Raw genomic sequence first — 14,107 nt, 5'->3', positions numbered from 1 at the left:
ATCTTATAGCAAAATGAATTTAAAAGAAGTTTTTTAATGCTCATACTAAAATTACCTTATATATATATTACGATATTAAGAGTAAATTTATAACCATTTTTTGTAAACTTTTTATTAACTTCTTTTATCATAGCACAAATATACTTAATTTGAAATATTATCCACGCTAAGGTATAATTATATTAATTTATCATGAAAGGAGCCCCTAAATGGTCATATTAGAAGTAAATAACATCTCAAAGCGCTTAGGAAAGAGACCAATACTTAAAAATATAAGCTTTCAAGTGGAAGAAGGCGAAATATATGGTTTTCTAGGACCTAACGGCGTTGGAAAAACCACAACCATAAAGATGCTGGTAGGACTTATAAAACCAGATGCAGGCAGCATTAAAATAGCAGGCAAAGATATACAGACAGAGCGTGAAGAAGCACTAAAAAATATTGGTGCTGTGGTGGAAAATCCTGAGCTATATACATATATGACAGGTATTGAAAACCTGCGCCAATTAGCTAGAATTAACAAATCCATAACAGCTAAGGACATAGATGAGGTAGTAAATTTAGTAGGTCTTAGCGGAAGAATAAACGAAAAAGTAAAAAAGTATTCTTTAGGTATGAAGCAGCGTCTAGGACTTGCTCAAGCCCTTTTGTCAAAGCCTAAAATACTTATATTGGACGAGCCTACTAACGGATTGGATCCAACGGGAATAATAGAATTTAGAAATATATTAAAAAAGCTCTCTTTAGAAAACAAAATATCTGTTTTCGTATCCTCTCACATGTTATCTGAAGTGCAGCAGCTTTGTACCAGAGTTGCTTTCGTAAATAACGGAGAAATAAAAGCCATAGAATCCATAAGCTCTTTAGTATCTGGCGACTCAAAGGAGGATGCGACAGAAACTATAATAATTTCAACTACGGTCGAAGATAAATGTATGGAGGTTCTTAAAGGCCTTCCATATGTGCACAATATTAACAAAGAAAATGAGCTTATAGTTATATCCGCAGATAAAGGTTCTGCTTCACAAATGATTTTCGCTTTAGCAAAAAGCGAAATACCTTTGGAAGAAGTATATAAAAGGCATCAAGATTTGGAGTCTAGATATCTTCAGATAATAAAATCCAATAAAGCTTCAGCTCAAGCAAATTCTTTAGGAGGTAAACAATAATGCTATCACTGCTTAAAAATGAAATGATAAAATTGCATCTCAGAAAAAAGTTTTTGGTTTCAGTCTTGGTTTTTGCTGCTCTAAGCGCACTTATATGCATATCTATATCTCTTGTATATAAATATGCAACTTCACAGTCCGTAATAAACGCCCAGGAAAACCTCATTAAACAGACTCAAGAAGAACTTGATAAGGAAACTGACGAAGCAAAAAAGAAGGATTTAAGCAATCAGCTTGCCTCCCAGCAGCTTGCGCTTAACAATTTAAAAAATCGTTCTGAAATCAATAATGACAATTGGAAAGAAAAGCTTCAAGAGCAAATAGACTCCACCAAAAATTCCATGGAGAATGCCTCTGAAAGTGATGGTTCAAAAGAAAACATCAGAAAAGAGCTTATAAGATATCAATACATGCTAGATCACAATATTAAATACTCAGATGATACTAAACCTTCAGGCATTAATATGCTTCTCAACATAATTGAAAGCTTAGGGCCTCTATTCATTGTTATAATAATAGCCATAATGGCTTCTGATATAGTTTCCTCAGAGTATACCCCCCCTACTATGAAGGTGCTGTTAACCAGACCAATTTCTAGGGCTAAGCTTCTTGCTTCTAAGTTCTTGGCAGCTATAATAGCTAATGTAGCAGTAATTATTGGTATAGAAATCCTTGTTACACTTATAATGGGTGTAATATACGGTTTTGGAGATTTTTCTTCGCCCATAGCAGTAGGCACTAAATATAAATCTGTGGTACTTGATGCCAGCAGCGGAAGCACCATGGTAGCAATCTATGGAAGCTCCTATCTTATTTCATCAGGGAAATTCTTACTTGAAGTCTTGCTCTATCAGATTTTATTCATAGCTGCTGTCACCTCCTTCTTTCTCCTTCTATCCGCAGTAATTAAGAGCAGTGCTTTATCCATGACTTTGGGTGTAATTTTACCTATTGCTATTAATATAGCTGGTATTATAAAATATTTCAAAGTAATAAAGCCTTTCATATTTACAGCCTATGGAGATCAGGTATCTGTGCTTAACAGCAGTACCATAGCTACCTCAAGTAATATAGCAACTCCTTTAGGCGGAATAATAGTGCTTATAGTGTGGCTTGTAGCAAGCTATGCTATAGCTCATAGGGTATTCACTAAACAGGACATGCTTATATAAATCTTTGTTTAAAATTGAAATATTTAAGGCAGAAAAGCTAACAAGCCTTTCTGCCTCATTTTATCATTTATCATTTGCAATTTTATTCAAAGCCTTTGCTACAACTCTTTTTCCTATTTCATCTTCAGACATTTTTTCTAGAGCCTCACTTATGAGTACCCATTCTACTCCCTCTACCTCATCAGATTTAACTATCTCTCCTGACACATATCTAGCCACAAAAGTCAGCATTATTATTTCCTTATACCTTAGATATTCACTGCCTAAATATTTTACATTGTCCACAGTTATTCCTGTTTCCTCTTTTACTTCTCTTAAAACAGTATCTTCGATTTGCTCACCTTGGCTTACATAACCTGATACAAGCACCTTAGAGTTTTTATATATGTAGCTCTGCTTGAGAAGAAGTATCTTGTCTTCTTTTATGACAGCCACCATAATGCATGGCTTTGGAGTATCAAAATACATTATGTCATCATGAGGACAGTAAGGTACCCCGCCTTCATCCCAGCTATATTTTTCTATAAGTCTTCTTCCACACACTGGACAATAATTAAATTTCATATACTCACCTCAAACAGCTACTGCAAAAATCATATACTTTATTTTAGCATAGGAGCACCATTTACTCAACTTTGTAAGTAAAGTAACCCCTACTTAAAGCACCACAGGCACCTTTTTGTTAAGAGTTATAGAGTTTTCAGTAACTATGCACTCATAGGCGAATACATCTATTCCTTGCTCATTTACAAATCTTAAGGTTTCACTAAAGTTTTTATCTGTAACATCATTTGGGGAAAAGCTCTCCGCTCCTGACATTTGTATTAGAAATAATACTCCAGCTCCCTTTCCTTCCTTCAAAGCTTTACCTAGCTCTGCCATATGCTTTGCTCCTCTTTCCGTAGGCGCATCAGGAAACATGGTCTTTCCGTCCATCTCCAAGGTTACTCCCTTTACCTCTAAAAAGTACTCATTTCCCTCATCGTCTGTAAGCTTAAAATCAAACCTGCTGCTTCCGAAGGTCTTCTCCCTTTGTATGTTTTTATATTTTCTAAGCTTCTCTATTTTTCCTTGCTTAAGGGCTTCGTCCACCACAGCATTAGGTGCCTGAGAGTCAATATTTATAAGCTTATCCCCTTTATACCCAGCAATTAAATCATATTGTGTTTTTCTTGAAGGATTATCTTCCTTCCTCAAAAGCACAGTACAATTTGGAGTGAGTATCTCCCTGCATCTTCCCGTATTCGGTACATGTACCATGATTTCTTCTCCATTAAGCTTCACATAAGCCTTAAATCGATTAGGTCTATTTATAAATTGTGCCTTAATAATTTTTTTCTCTATATACATTTTTTCTCCTCATAGGTATAAATTTATCCACATGCTAGTCTTTAATAATAATATTCATTATCTACTTCTTACCATGATTAAATGCAGAAGCAGCATATCTGTACACATATTATATCATAGATATCCACATTATCCACAGAAACAATCCACAATTCTGTGGGTAATTCATAGGCTAATTATTTGAATTTCTTAAAAATTCTCTTATCTTGTAACAAAGCTCATGTAAGTTATCCATATCTTTATTGCTGCTTTCACCTAGTATATAGGAAGTGACCATGTCATCAATATACTCCTTGTAGCAGCTGGCAAAACTATTCTGATAAGCCGCTTCAAAATTGCATATTTCATCCTTCAGCTCTCTCCCCTTGTCCTTTATATAAGAGGAATCAGAAGCTTTTTCTCTAAGTAATTCCATTAGATCCTCAATACATAAAATAAGTCTATTCCCAGCATCTAAAACAATTTCATCACTTTTATTATTTCCATGATCAATCATAACTTTACACCTCATTTTTACATAGAAAATAATCTAAGCATCATAAAATTTACCTTCTATAATGAGATACACCCTCCTAATTTAATAAAGCTCCTATCTAATTTATATTATATTACAAATATAAATATTCCCTAAAGTTATCAACATATCCACAGAAGTTATCAACATAATAAACATTTTCAACACCACCGCATACATTTATATATTAGTATAAAAAAGAAAATCGACTCATAAAGAGACGATTTCCTCAATAATAACTTTAAATTTCTAACTTAAGAATTTTATCTTAATATCTTAAAACAAATAATCTTTTTATGTCAGCATCTGTTAATTAAGCTAAATATACTACTCTCCTACTACAGTAAATCTTTCATTTACATGCTTTGCAGCTTCTGCTTCGTCTACTACTGCAATAGCAAAATCAGCATAACTTATATAACTCTGTCCCTTTGAATTTACAAGAAGGTTATCTTTTCCTGCTACATAGCTTCCTGTTCTTTTCCCTTGTGGATCAAAGAAAGCTGAAGGGCTTATATGAGTCCATTTTATATCCTTACTATTTTCTAATTCCTTTAAATTTTCTCCCATATTCTTTGCTGTTGGAAGATATGCTGCTGGAAAATCTGGAGTGTCAAAAAGTCTTAAAGTTTTTGCTTCATCAACAAACAAGCTTCCTGCGCCTCCCACGACTATAAGCCTTGTATCTGCAGCGCCTTTTAATGCTTCAATAAGCACTCTGCCTGCTTCTATATGGTGAATTTCTTTGCCTGGTGCAGCATTAAATGCATTTACCACTACGTCGAAAGCCTTTATATCCTCAGCTTTTATATCAAAAATATCTTTTTGTACCACCTTAACTCCCTGCTCTTTAATCTTTGCTGCATCTCTAACTAAAGCTGTAACCTCATGTCCTCTTCCTAAGGCTTCCTTTAATATTAAACTTCCTTCTTTTCCACTTGCTCCTATTATTCCTATCTTCATTTCAATTACTCCTCTTCATTTTAGAATTTGTTTTAAAAACATAATTTTATTTACTAACTAAGCAACCGTTGTAACGGAATCAGTTACATCTGTTCTAAAAAAAATTGAACCTTCCTAGCATTCAATTTTTTTATTTAAATTAAAAACTATGTCCTCCATAGTTACACCTTGAAGCACTTTTTCCATAGCCTCCTGAGCCTGCAATAATATAATTTCAAGCACCCCTTGAATATTAGCTCCTACAGGACAATCGGGATTGGGATCATCATGAAATTGAAAAAGTTCTCCTTCTTCCACTACCTCTACAGCCTTATAAACCTCAAGAAGAGTGATTTCCGCCAAGCTCTTTTCAAGTGCTGCTCCACCAGTACCCGCTGCCACATTTACAAGCCCTGCTCTTTTCAGCATACCTGTTATTCTGCGTATGACTACCGGATTAGTATTGACACTTCCTGCAATCCATTCAGAAGTACAAAGATTATTGTTATCAATAGCTATGAGAGATAATATGTGCACTGCTACGGTAAAACGGCTGCTAATTTTCATTTGTATCACCTCATGTAACCATTATAGTTACAACAATTAAATTTGTCAATACTTATTTGATACATCAATTTTTGTTTATCTGAAGCTGCATGGAATCTTTTTCCGCTCCATATCCGCTTGAGTAGCCTAGCAACATTTTCTGAAAGCATAGACATTTAAAAAAACATCATGGTATAATATTCCTAATATATTTATTGATGGAAAGGAGCCTTTTTATGGATAATACCTCCACTTTATTAAGCAGTATTGGTTTTATCGGAATTATAGAATACATACTAAGAGTATTTGCATATATCTCTATAATCTTTGCCTCCTTTAAAATTGTACAAGCAGCTAATATTTACATAAACAGGAATAATCATTAGAAAATCTAGATTTCTTCATGTTCCGTCACTATATACCAGTCATCAGCTTTTTCAACCTCAAGAACCATGGGCACATGTAAAGAGCCACCTAAGGTTTTATTGTTTGTATCCTTGATTTCTACTGAATATATCATATTCACATGAATTATATTGCCATTTTTTCTTTGCGAGTCTTCCTTTAAATAAAAATTTATTTTAAAGGGCTTTTTATATTTTGGATTGTTTACATTATAAACATGATATATATTAATTCTTTCAAAGGCAGTTTGGGATATATGCTTGGCTGTATCCTCAGTATAGCCTTTGTCTGTCAAAAACATCTCTCTTACGAAATTATAGATATCTACATATTTGACTTTACTCGTAGTTGAGATTTTTATAGAAGATGTAATCATAAATATAGATATAAATAGGATAAATGTTAAAAAAACTATTTTCCTTTTTATTTGAAGCATCTCCTTTCAAAATGAATGAAGTTTTAAATTAGGGTATATTTTTAGTTTTACATTATATATAATAATAGGGACATAGGTTGATATTATATATCATTACCTGAAAACGAATTATAAGGAGAGATAAAAAATAAAATGGCTGAAAATAAAAATGGTGTTAAAATACAAAAGCCAAAAATTAATGATAATTTACCTAAATTAGATTTAAATGATGTGATGTCTGATTACGATTCTATTGCAGCTGCATTGATAAATGAAAGCTTATTAGAATATATAAATGCGAGGCAGACCTCCTTCAACGAAGTAATATTTAAAAATGTAAAGTTTATAAATGTTTCTTTGGAGCAGGCTGATCTTTTAGATGTACGCTTCGAAAATTGCGATCTTTCCAATGTTAACTTCAATGGATCTTCTATGCATAGAGTAGAATTCATAAACTGCAAGCTTACAGGAAGCAATTTCTCCGAAACACATTTTAAAAACGTTTTATTTAATGAATGCAGCGGTCAATATACACTTTTTAGATTTACAGATATTAAACAAGCACTCTTTAAAGATTGCCAGCTGCCCTATGCAGATTTTTATGAAAGTGAATTTTCCAAAATAGAATTTAGAAATAGTGACCTTACTCAAAGCCAATTTCACAATACAAAATTAAAAGGAATAGACTTTACCAGCTGCACCATCGATAATATTTCTGCCGGCGTAGAAGATATTCAAGGAGCAATAATTTCCTACGGCCAAGCCATCTCAATTGTAAGTATTTTAGGTGTAGTATTAAAAGAATAATGAAGGCGAGGACTGGAAGAATGTATTAGCTTAACACCTCATTAAGCAATTCACTCTTCCTTTGCTAAAGTCTACTATTGTCATCAAGAATAAAACCAACTATACATAAGCTTAACCCCACAAGTGAAATAAGATCATCTATTCCATATTGCATCTTGTCTTTTAAAACAGCACTAGAAAAAACTATGATTCCAATTCCCAGCAGCATTATCTTTACGCATGGAATTTTAGTTTTTGATAGAATTCCCCCCAATACTGCAACTGCCATCAGCAGATAAAAAATCATTTGAAATATACCTTCTAATCCATACATGTTGTAATCCTCCTTGCATAAAGATTATACCAATTATAAACATTTAAAACAACAATTACAAACATATACTATCTATATTCCCATATCTTCTAAATATATCTAATGTAGCAATTAGACTTCCACTAAAATAAAAATCAATTGTATTTAGCAAGCTGTCCTTTTATAATATACCTAACGAACTATTTTCCTAATTTTATCTTAGTAAGGAGGCAATTAAATATGGCTGGTTGTAATGAAAAGAATTGTACATGCCCTAATACTGGTTGTGAAAGACATGGTAAATGCTGTGAATGTGTTAATTTTCACCGCAGTAAAGGTAATCTTGTATCCTGCTTGAGAGAAATTAAAGCAGAGAATAATTAACTGCTAATAAAATTAGGTCATGTTTTAAATCAGTGCTAAAAAATCAGCACTGATTTAAAACAGAACCTAGAATTAAAACAGCAAGTATGAAACGACTTCAAACTTGCTGTTTTTCTGCTTTTATTATTCCTTTATTTTTTTCAATATGCCAGGGATTTCTTTAAAATCCTCTATCCAAATAATATTTATTCCTAGCTCCTTGAAGGATAATTCCATTATGTTTCTATTTGCTTTCTCGAATACCTTTATTTTATTTTCATCAATATTACTATCTATTAGTTTGTCTACCTTAAATTCTTCCTTCTTCAAGATAGCATAATGCTTACATAAATTATCATTTTCCTGCCTTCTTACTGCTGCGATATCTAATAGCCTTCGCAAATTAGGATCCGTCATGGACATCCCTATAAATAGGCAGGTATTTTCTCTTAAGTAATTTAACTGCACAATATTTGCCCAATTATATGGATCTAAAATAAGGCTGTGATAGCCCGCTTCTGAGAAAACCAGCAGCCATTTTGAAAGATCTTTATATCTGTTTCTATCTCTGGGCAAAAAACCATGTACATGGTAAACTCCCAATTCATGCTTAAGAGGAACTTCCTCTGTATAGATGCTCCTATGCGTAATCCCTAAACTGTTGAGATTGTACTCCAGTAAATCATCAAAATTATACGTAACCACTGCCCTTATGCCTATCCCACCTCGTATAGGTATGCAGAGCTGAGTTATTTCTTCTAATATATTTGAGGTATTTATGCACCTCTTGTAAAGCAGCTCCGTTAATTTATCTATGAAGCCATCCCTTAAGCCCTTTTCTACATATCTTGCTTCCAATAAGGGTGAATCTAAATTCATATTTTTTATTTTCGAGACTATGAACTTCTTTTCTTCATTCGTAAAATTATGCTTAGAATTTTCACTTATTAAAGATACTATAAGTTCGAAGATAAGCTCGTTCCAAGTTGGAATCTCCGCATCCTTGGAAGTACCAGCTCCAAGAAACATAACAAGATTATCATCATAATACTTTTTCTTCAGACCTTCTATATAAATCTCATTCCTCTTTCGCCAGTCATCATCTTCATTATTTACGCTGTTAACAATGGCACTCTCCAACATGATAACAGATAAACTTTTACTGATTTTATTAATGTCTTCAATATGGTCTGAGCTGATTCTCTCCAAATCACTCATTCCCCATATCACCACATTTATATCCTTTGACTTTAGCTTTGATAAAAGCTTTTGCTTATGAGCATCCTCTATATCCATGGTAAATATGCATATGATATTCTTTAACTCCACGTTAGTCTCTAACAAATCCTGAAATAAATTATTATCCTCTGAGAAAAAATTCATAACAGATTCTATTTTTATATAGGACTTTACATCAACCACTGTTCCACCATAGCAATTATCAATACCCTCTGGTAAATATGCATCCAAGCTTAGATAGCCTATTTTCTTTGGCACGCGTAAATTAGTTTTTATATCTTTCCCCTGATCTGAGGAATACATTGTAAGTATATTCAATATTAAGGTTTCAATATTAATAGCTGATTGAATATTATTGTTCTGATCTCTTAGCTTGTTTATTATTTCTTCAATTTCTCCCATGACTCCGAACTCACAACCTTTTAAAATTAATCTATGTCTTAGTTATATTCCTTACAAAAACTACTAATACAATAATATAAGCATAGTTTTTAATTAATTACAATACGGCTGCGGCTTTTGAAAGGTTAATTTTAGTTAAGCTTTTGTTTTCTATGAAATCGCCCTTCTAATATAAATTTTGTGAAGATAAAAATTTTATAGCTTTTTCTCGTTGTTTTACTGGTAATATAATGATATTATTATAAATAATTACATTATGAATAAGAGAGGTCTGTGAATGGATAAAAAAATAAATTTGTTATTTGGAATATTAGGTGCTATTATTTTAATTTTATTAAATAGCCTTGGTGTGTACAGGATATTTGATGATTCATATAGTTCATATATTATATGGACTATACTCCGCATAATTTTTACATTGCTTTCGGTAGTCGGGCTCATATCTTTAATTTTCTTTAGTATACTTCTTATTATAGATGCATTTAAAAATACTAAAGGATGAATGCCTCTTATTTTTCGTATAGAACATAATATTTTACATTCTAGATTTCAATTTATTAAATGCAACAACTTTCTCTGCGTGATTTCTCCTATATAATTTGCAGCCAAAAATGAGTTGACTAAATGGAATAAAGCTTAATAAATGGCATAGTACATGCTGCTAATGCCGTAGAAATAAACACAAATAGAGCAGGAAATAAATAATTATCGGAAATTGAACAGAAGGATAAAAAAATATTAATACGTACTATTGCAATATAAGTATATGCACTATACTGTCAGCTTATAATTACTATTTTTACTACTTTTGTGAATACAGCTGGAGATGTTTCTTTAATAGGTCCACTATAATAAACTTTTATTACTGTTGAACCTTTTATTTCATCCCATAGTTTAATATTATTATTTTTGTCTACAAGTTCTAGACTTTTACTATTATTAATAATAAATTTTTCATTATGATTCAAATCTTTAATAATTATATAACTTTCTGAAGTACTTATAACAGATGCATCAACTTTTGCTGTATCTATATTTTTTAAATATGTAATAGTAATTATTGTGAGTATAGCAATTATCAAAATTGAAATAACAACTTGTTTACTATATTTCATTTTTTACCTCATATATAATTTTTTTACTTTATATACCTATTATACAATATAAATTCATAAACTATAAATGAGCGAAACAGCAAACAAATATTACCAGTACAATAATTAAAAATATCCTTATGCAGCTTTGAAAAGCTGTAAAATGGCATCAAGCGAAGCGCCAGCTTGAATTTTCTCATATATAAAAGCTATTTTTGGGAATTCTAATTGAGCTCTTGCTGTTTTTATGCCGTCACTAAATTTTAAAGTATCTTCAGATACTTCTAAACCCCAATAGACATAAGTAACCATCATGATGAGAAAGTATCGTTTTATACCTTTCTCGCTACGAATTTGATAGTCGTCTAATCCTAGCTTTTTCTTAGATCCTCTGAAGAATGTTTCTATCGGCCACCTATGCCTATAATGGTTCAGTAATTCTAGTATAGACATATTTAAATCGGTGGTACTTATGAATGCTCTTAGACAGCCTTCTTTGAAAAGTGCTTCTTTGGGCCAGCTAAGGACAATTAAAGATTCTTTTAGATCATTCAATCTACCCTTGTAGGAATAAACATAATATTCGGAATTGCCGACTTTGACTAGATCAACATCTTCTTTAGTTAATGTTTTTCCAAAATGGTTAAGCTTAATGCCAAGCTTTTTATACCTTTCAGGGTAAATTACCCTGTTGGTGCGAAAGCCACCAACATATTTGAAGCCAGATACTTTAGCAGAATTAAAAACCTTTTTGCAACTATACCAGCTATCGCACAAAATAAAGCCTTCATTTACTGGATTAGGCAAAGATTTAATAAGCTCAATAGCCATGTCAATCTTACTTTTGTTTTTTTTATCATAAATAGAAATTGAATATGGCATTACAACATCATCACAAATAAGCATAACGGTCACTAGTTGATGTCCGTAGACAGTTTTACCTTTTAAACGAGACTTGTGGAAACTACATTTTTCAATAGGATGTATTGCCTTTGACGAGGGCACAGTTCTTTCTGAAATTGTATCATCTATAGCAACATAAATAGGTTTATCAGTTGCTTTAGAAATATCCCAAATCTTTTGTACAACTAGCTTGAGTAATGCTCTTTCAACATAATCTTCATTCCAAGGACTTTGGGATAAAAATCTTCCAATATTAGTCCTATGCCTGAACGGCATAAGATCTGCTGCATCAGTAACTTTACCCGAAAATCCTTTTTTAATCATAGCACTCATTATTAGTGCTATGATGTGAATTTGAGGCTTAGTAAAATACAGTGCAAGCCTTGATTTCTTTAAAAATTTGATTATAGATGATGAATTTGTTATAATTGATTCTATGAACATTTATGTCTCTCCTTTGTTGTGTTTTGTATGCAACTTAATTATAACAAAAGAGTGCATAAATGTTTTTATTTTTTGTATTGTAACTTATTGGAAGCTAAAATGCTCATTTATAGGAGAAATAAATAATTAACAAGGTAAGTAATATTCTTATTAAACGTCACAATGGTATTTATGACATTTAATAAAGTGAAGAAGCGAGGTGCATATATAAAAATGAAGAAGAAATATTTTATTCAACTAATTCTTTTCTTGACAGGTATAATATTTGTTTCATATTCATACTGGATTGGAAGTTTTTCTGTTCTATTTATGATTTTATTATTAAGCTTATTTGAAAAAAAGACCCGATTATTTAGCTTAAACATATTAGCTTTTTTAGTTGGATTTATGTTATATCAATATTCAAGCTTTGAGCTTAAATATTTTTTTGCAAATAATTATTCAAGAATTTTAGTAAATAGATGTTTGCTTATAATGATTATCTTATGTTGTCTTATAGTTTCATTTATTTACAACAGACCAGTATTTAAAAGCTTTAATAAGCCATTATGGAATAATCGAATATTTTTTCCGTATATATCAAGAGGCAGATGTTCAATAAGGGTTTCCTATTTTTTAGTACAAGCTGTATTAATTAATATGTGCATTTTTATACCATTTGTATTAATACATAGACCTTGTTTTACGAGTTCTTTAATTTTGTTTACTATATTATTTTCTTTACTTAATGCTATATTTGAAGAAGTAATATGGAGAGGATTACTGTTAAATATCTTTCGAGATAACTTAAATAATACTATATATGCAGTGATATTTACAAGTATTGGATTTGGATTGCAACATATTTCTCTTGGATTTTCATTATTACCATCCATTTTGTTTTCTTTTGGTGGAATATGGTTTGCTATTGTGGATTTAAGAACTGATAGCATTTATCCATCAATAATATGGCATATCATTATTAATATTGGTATGGTTTTAAGTGGAGTGATTTCCTAATTTAATAGTAATGAATTTTATTTACAAAATCAAACATGGCTAATACTTAATATTCTTACAATGTGTACTAAACAAAAGAACACCTTTCAAGGTGTTCTAAATTTCTACCAACAATATTTACGAAAAGAGCCTAATGAAAATCATAAATTCTCACAAAGCTAAGCAAGATTTAGAAAAATTACAGGCAGGATCTTCTTACATGGATAGTAATCTTGTATTTGCAACGGCTATTGGTAATCCTATATGTAGCAAAAATTTATTCTCAAGTTATAAAAATTTGCTGATTAAAGCTAATATCCCGCATAAAAAATTTCATGCTCTTAGGCATACTTTTGCTACGCAGCTATTTGAAAATAAAGTTCCCTTAAAAACAGTTCAAACACTTTTAGGTCATTCTGATATTTCAATTACTGCAGATATATATACTCACGTAATGCCTAAACAAAGGATTGAAGCTGTTGAATTATTTGTAACCGTCAAAAATTCTCCGTATACAAATTTCTAATAAATTTTGATAAACTAAATCCAGTAGAAAGCATGTATCATCACCGCTTCGCTATTGGATTTAAGCTAGTTCTTTGAATTATGAATATCAGGATTTTGAAGGAATACATTGGCTAGAAGTTGTTCCGACCAAGGCATATGTTTTAGCAGCGTATCTTTGTTTTTATCCTTATCCTCCAAATTAGAAAGTACATCTATTAAGTAGACCAAATACTTTTCTACAGCTAAACCATTAGCTTTAGCTGTTTCTATAACGCTGTAAATAGTGGCGCTAGCGCTAGCACCTCTTGAAGTGTTATGCAACACCCAATTTTTACGACCTATAACAAAGGCTTTTATAGCTCTTTCAGATGCATTATTATCGATTTCGAGAGATCCATCTGTTAAGAAAATTCCAAAACTTGGCAAAAGCTTTTGAGTGTAGGCTAGCGCCTGGCCAAGTGGACTTTTAGGTAGAGCTTTAGGAATTTCTTCATCTACGTATTTTATAAAAGCTTCTATAATCGGCTCTGATTTTTCTTGCCTTATTTCGAAGCGTTTAGCGTAG

General features: G+C 31.7%; 18 protein-coding genes. 7 read left to right on the top strand and 11 right to left on the bottom strand.

The window, feature by feature from the left end; translation table 11 throughout:
* Positions 1-209: 209 nt before the first annotated feature.
* Positions 210-1,169 (top strand): ABC transporter ATP-binding protein, encoded by a 960-nt coding sequence (locus tag IAI10_RS20685; RefSeq protein WP_315675210.1) that lies wholly within the window; start codon positions 210-212, stop codon positions 1,167-1,169.
* Positions 1,169-2,341, top strand: coding sequence for an ABC transporter permease subunit (locus tag IAI10_RS20680; RefSeq protein WP_315675209.1), 1,173 nt, complete (start codon positions 1,169-1,171; stop codon positions 2,339-2,341). Before IAI10_RS20685 ends, IAI10_RS20680 begins: the two co-directional genes overlap by 1 nt.
* 63 nt (positions 2,342-2,404) lie before the next feature.
* Here the strand turns inward: IAI10_RS20680 and IAI10_RS20675 are convergent, their stop codons facing one another.
* The 6 genes from IAI10_RS20675 to IAI10_RS20650 form a co-directional block, all read right to left on the bottom strand.
* Positions 2,405-2,905: an NUDIX domain-containing protein gene (locus IAI10_RS20675; RefSeq protein ID WP_315675208.1), complete on the bottom strand. Its 501-nt coding sequence runs from the start codon at positions 2,903-2,905 to the stop codon at positions 2,405-2,407.
* 93 nt (positions 2,906-2,998) lie between these two features.
* Complete coding sequence (gene sfsA, locus IAI10_RS20670; RefSeq protein ID WP_315675207.1) at positions 2,999-3,691, bottom strand: DNA/RNA nuclease SfsA; 693 nt, start codon at positions 3,689-3,691, stop codon at positions 2,999-3,001.
* 172 nt (positions 3,692-3,863) lie between these two features.
* Positions 3,864-4,187, bottom strand: coding sequence for a hypothetical protein (locus tag IAI10_RS20665; protein WP_315675206.1), 324 nt, complete (start codon positions 4,185-4,187; stop codon positions 3,864-3,866).
* 345 nt (positions 4,188-4,532) lie between these two features.
* On the bottom strand, positions 4,533-5,168 hold the full coding sequence (locus IAI10_RS20660; protein WP_315675205.1) for an NAD(P)-dependent oxidoreductase: 636 nt from the start codon (positions 5,166-5,168) through the stop codon (positions 4,533-4,535).
* 114 nt (positions 5,169-5,282) lie between these two features.
* On the bottom strand, positions 5,283-5,714 hold the full coding sequence (locus IAI10_RS20655) for an Rrf2 family transcriptional regulator (RefSeq protein ID WP_315675204.1): 432 nt from the start codon (positions 5,712-5,714) through the stop codon (positions 5,283-5,285).
* Between the two features lie 370 nt (positions 5,715-6,084).
* Positions 6,085-6,393, bottom strand: a complete 309-nt coding sequence (locus IAI10_RS20650; RefSeq protein WP_315675203.1) for a hypothetical protein — start codon at positions 6,391-6,393, stop codon at positions 6,085-6,087.
* Between the two features lie 273 nt (positions 6,394-6,666).
* Between IAI10_RS20650 and IAI10_RS20645 the strand changes: the two genes are divergently transcribed.
* On the top strand, positions 6,667-7,320 hold the full coding sequence (locus IAI10_RS20645) for a pentapeptide repeat-containing protein (protein WP_315675202.1): 654 nt from the start codon (positions 6,667-6,669) through the stop codon (positions 7,318-7,320).
* A gap of 64 nt (positions 7,321-7,384) precedes the next feature.
* Here IAI10_RS20645 and IAI10_RS20640 read toward each other — a convergent pair whose 3' ends face one another.
* Positions 7,385-7,633: a hypothetical protein gene (locus IAI10_RS20640; protein ID WP_315675201.1), complete on the bottom strand. Its 249-nt coding sequence runs from the start codon at positions 7,631-7,633 to the stop codon at positions 7,385-7,387.
* 219 nt (positions 7,634-7,852) lie between these two features.
* On the opposite strand from IAI10_RS20640, the gene IAI10_RS20635 reads away from it, so the two are divergent.
* Entirely contained in the window at positions 7,853-7,996 is a 144-nt protein-coding gene (locus IAI10_RS20635) for a hypothetical protein (RefSeq protein WP_315675200.1), read from the top strand.
* Positions 7,997-8,119: 123 nt separating this feature from the next.
* On the opposite strand, the gene IAI10_RS20630 is transcribed toward IAI10_RS20635, so the two are convergent.
* Positions 8,120-9,616 (bottom strand): SIR2 family protein, encoded by a 1,497-nt coding sequence (locus IAI10_RS20630; RefSeq protein ID WP_315675199.1) that lies wholly within the window; start codon positions 9,614-9,616, stop codon positions 8,120-8,122.
* Positions 9,617-9,893: 277 nt separating this feature from the next.
* Here IAI10_RS20630 and IAI10_RS20625 point away from each other — a divergent pair, with 277 nt between their 5' ends.
* A complete protein-coding gene (locus IAI10_RS20625) occupies positions 9,894-10,118 on the top strand; it encodes a hypothetical protein (protein WP_315675198.1) in 225 nt (74 codons plus the stop codon).
* Between the two features lie 277 nt (positions 10,119-10,395).
* Here IAI10_RS20625 and IAI10_RS20620 read toward each other — a convergent pair whose 3' ends face one another.
* Both IAI10_RS20620 and IAI10_RS20615 read right to left on the bottom strand, forming a co-directional pair.
* The gene (locus IAI10_RS20620) at positions 10,396-10,731 is read right to left on the bottom strand and encodes a hypothetical protein (protein WP_315675197.1); all 336 of its coding nucleotides are present in this window, start codon (positions 10,729-10,731) and stop codon (positions 10,396-10,398) included.
* Between the two features lie 117 nt (positions 10,732-10,848).
* On the bottom strand, positions 10,849-12,057 hold the full coding sequence (locus IAI10_RS20615; RefSeq protein ID WP_315675196.1) for a transposase: 1,209 nt from the start codon (positions 12,055-12,057) through the stop codon (positions 10,849-10,851).
* 162 nt (positions 12,058-12,219) lie between these two features.
* On the opposite strand from IAI10_RS20615, the gene IAI10_RS24705 reads away from it, so the two are divergent.
* Complete coding sequence (locus IAI10_RS24705; RefSeq protein ID WP_396334411.1) at positions 12,220-13,056, top strand: CPBP family intramembrane glutamic endopeptidase; 837 nt, start codon at positions 12,220-12,222, stop codon at positions 13,054-13,056.
* Positions 13,057-13,255: 199 nt separating this feature from the next.
* The gene (locus tag IAI10_RS20605; protein WP_315675194.1) at positions 13,256-13,561 is read left to right on the top strand and encodes a tyrosine-type recombinase/integrase; all 306 of its coding nucleotides are present in this window, start codon (positions 13,256-13,258) and stop codon (positions 13,559-13,561) included.
* A 65-nt stretch (positions 13,562-13,626) separates the two neighbouring features.
* On the opposite strand, the gene IAI10_RS20600 is transcribed toward IAI10_RS20605, so the two are convergent.
* Positions 13,627-14,107: transposase (locus tag IAI10_RS20600; protein WP_315675193.1), on the bottom strand; the 481-nt coding region annotated here is incomplete at its 5' end.

Source organism: Clostridium sp. 19966 (assembly GCF_032335695.1).
Taxonomy (GTDB): Bacteria; Bacillota; Clostridia; order Clostridiales; family Clostridiaceae; genus JACTOJ01.
This window is presented reverse-complemented; position numbering and strand designations above follow the sequence as displayed.

Excerpts from the sequence above, each read along its gene's own strand:
- IAI10_RS20625 (WP_315675198.1), top strand. The coding sequence starts at position 9,894 with ATGGATAAAAAAATAAATTTGTTATTTGGAATATTAGGTGCTATTATT.
- IAI10_RS20615 (WP_315675196.1), bottom strand. The coding sequence starts at position 12,057 with ATGTTCATAGAATCAATTATAACAAATTCATCATCTATAATCAAATTT.
- IAI10_RS20675 (WP_315675208.1), bottom strand. The coding sequence starts at position 2,905 with ATGAAATTTAATTATTGTCCAGTGTGTGGAAGAAGACTTATAGAAAAA.
- IAI10_RS24705 (WP_396334411.1), top strand. The coding sequence starts at position 12,220 with ATGGTATTTATGACATTTAATAAAGTGAAGAAGCGAGGTGCATATATA.
- IAI10_RS20635 (WP_315675200.1), top strand. The coding sequence starts at position 7,853 with ATGGCTGGTTGTAATGAAAAGAATTGTACATGCCCTAATACTGGTTGT.
- IAI10_RS20660 (WP_315675205.1), bottom strand. The coding sequence starts at position 5,168 with ATGAAGATAGGAATAATAGGAGCAAGTGGAAAAGAAGGAAGTTTAATA.
- IAI10_RS20640 (WP_315675201.1), bottom strand. The coding sequence starts at position 7,633 with ATGTATGGATTAGAAGGTATATTTCAAATGATTTTTTATCTGCTGATG.
- IAI10_RS20645 (WP_315675202.1), top strand. The coding sequence starts at position 6,667 with ATGGCTGAAAATAAAAATGGTGTTAAAATACAAAAGCCAAAAATTAAT.
- IAI10_RS20680 (WP_315675209.1), top strand. The coding sequence starts at position 1,169 with ATGCTATCACTGCTTAAAAATGAAATGATAAAATTGCATCTCAGAAAA.
- IAI10_RS20630 (WP_315675199.1), bottom strand. The coding sequence starts at position 9,616 with ATGGGAGAAATTGAAGAAATAATAAACAAGCTAAGAGATCAGAACAAT.
- IAI10_RS20685 (WP_315675210.1), top strand. The coding sequence starts at position 210 with ATGGTCATATTAGAAGTAAATAACATCTCAAAGCGCTTAGGAAAGAGA.
- sfsA (WP_315675207.1), bottom strand. The coding sequence starts at position 3,691 with ATGTATATAGAGAAAAAAATTATTAAGGCACAATTTATAAATAGACCT.
- IAI10_RS20655 (WP_315675204.1), bottom strand. The coding sequence starts at position 5,714 with ATGAAAATTAGCAGCCGTTTTACCGTAGCAGTGCACATATTATCTCTC.
- IAI10_RS20605 (WP_315675194.1), top strand. The coding sequence starts at position 13,256 with ATGGATAGTAATCTTGTATTTGCAACGGCTATTGGTAATCCTATATGT.
- IAI10_RS20665 (WP_315675206.1), bottom strand. The coding sequence starts at position 4,187 with ATGATTGATCATGGAAATAATAAAAGTGATGAAATTGTTTTAGATGCT.
- IAI10_RS20620 (WP_315675197.1), bottom strand. The coding sequence starts at position 10,731 with ATGAAATATAGTAAACAAGTTGTTATTTCAATTTTGATAATTGCTATA.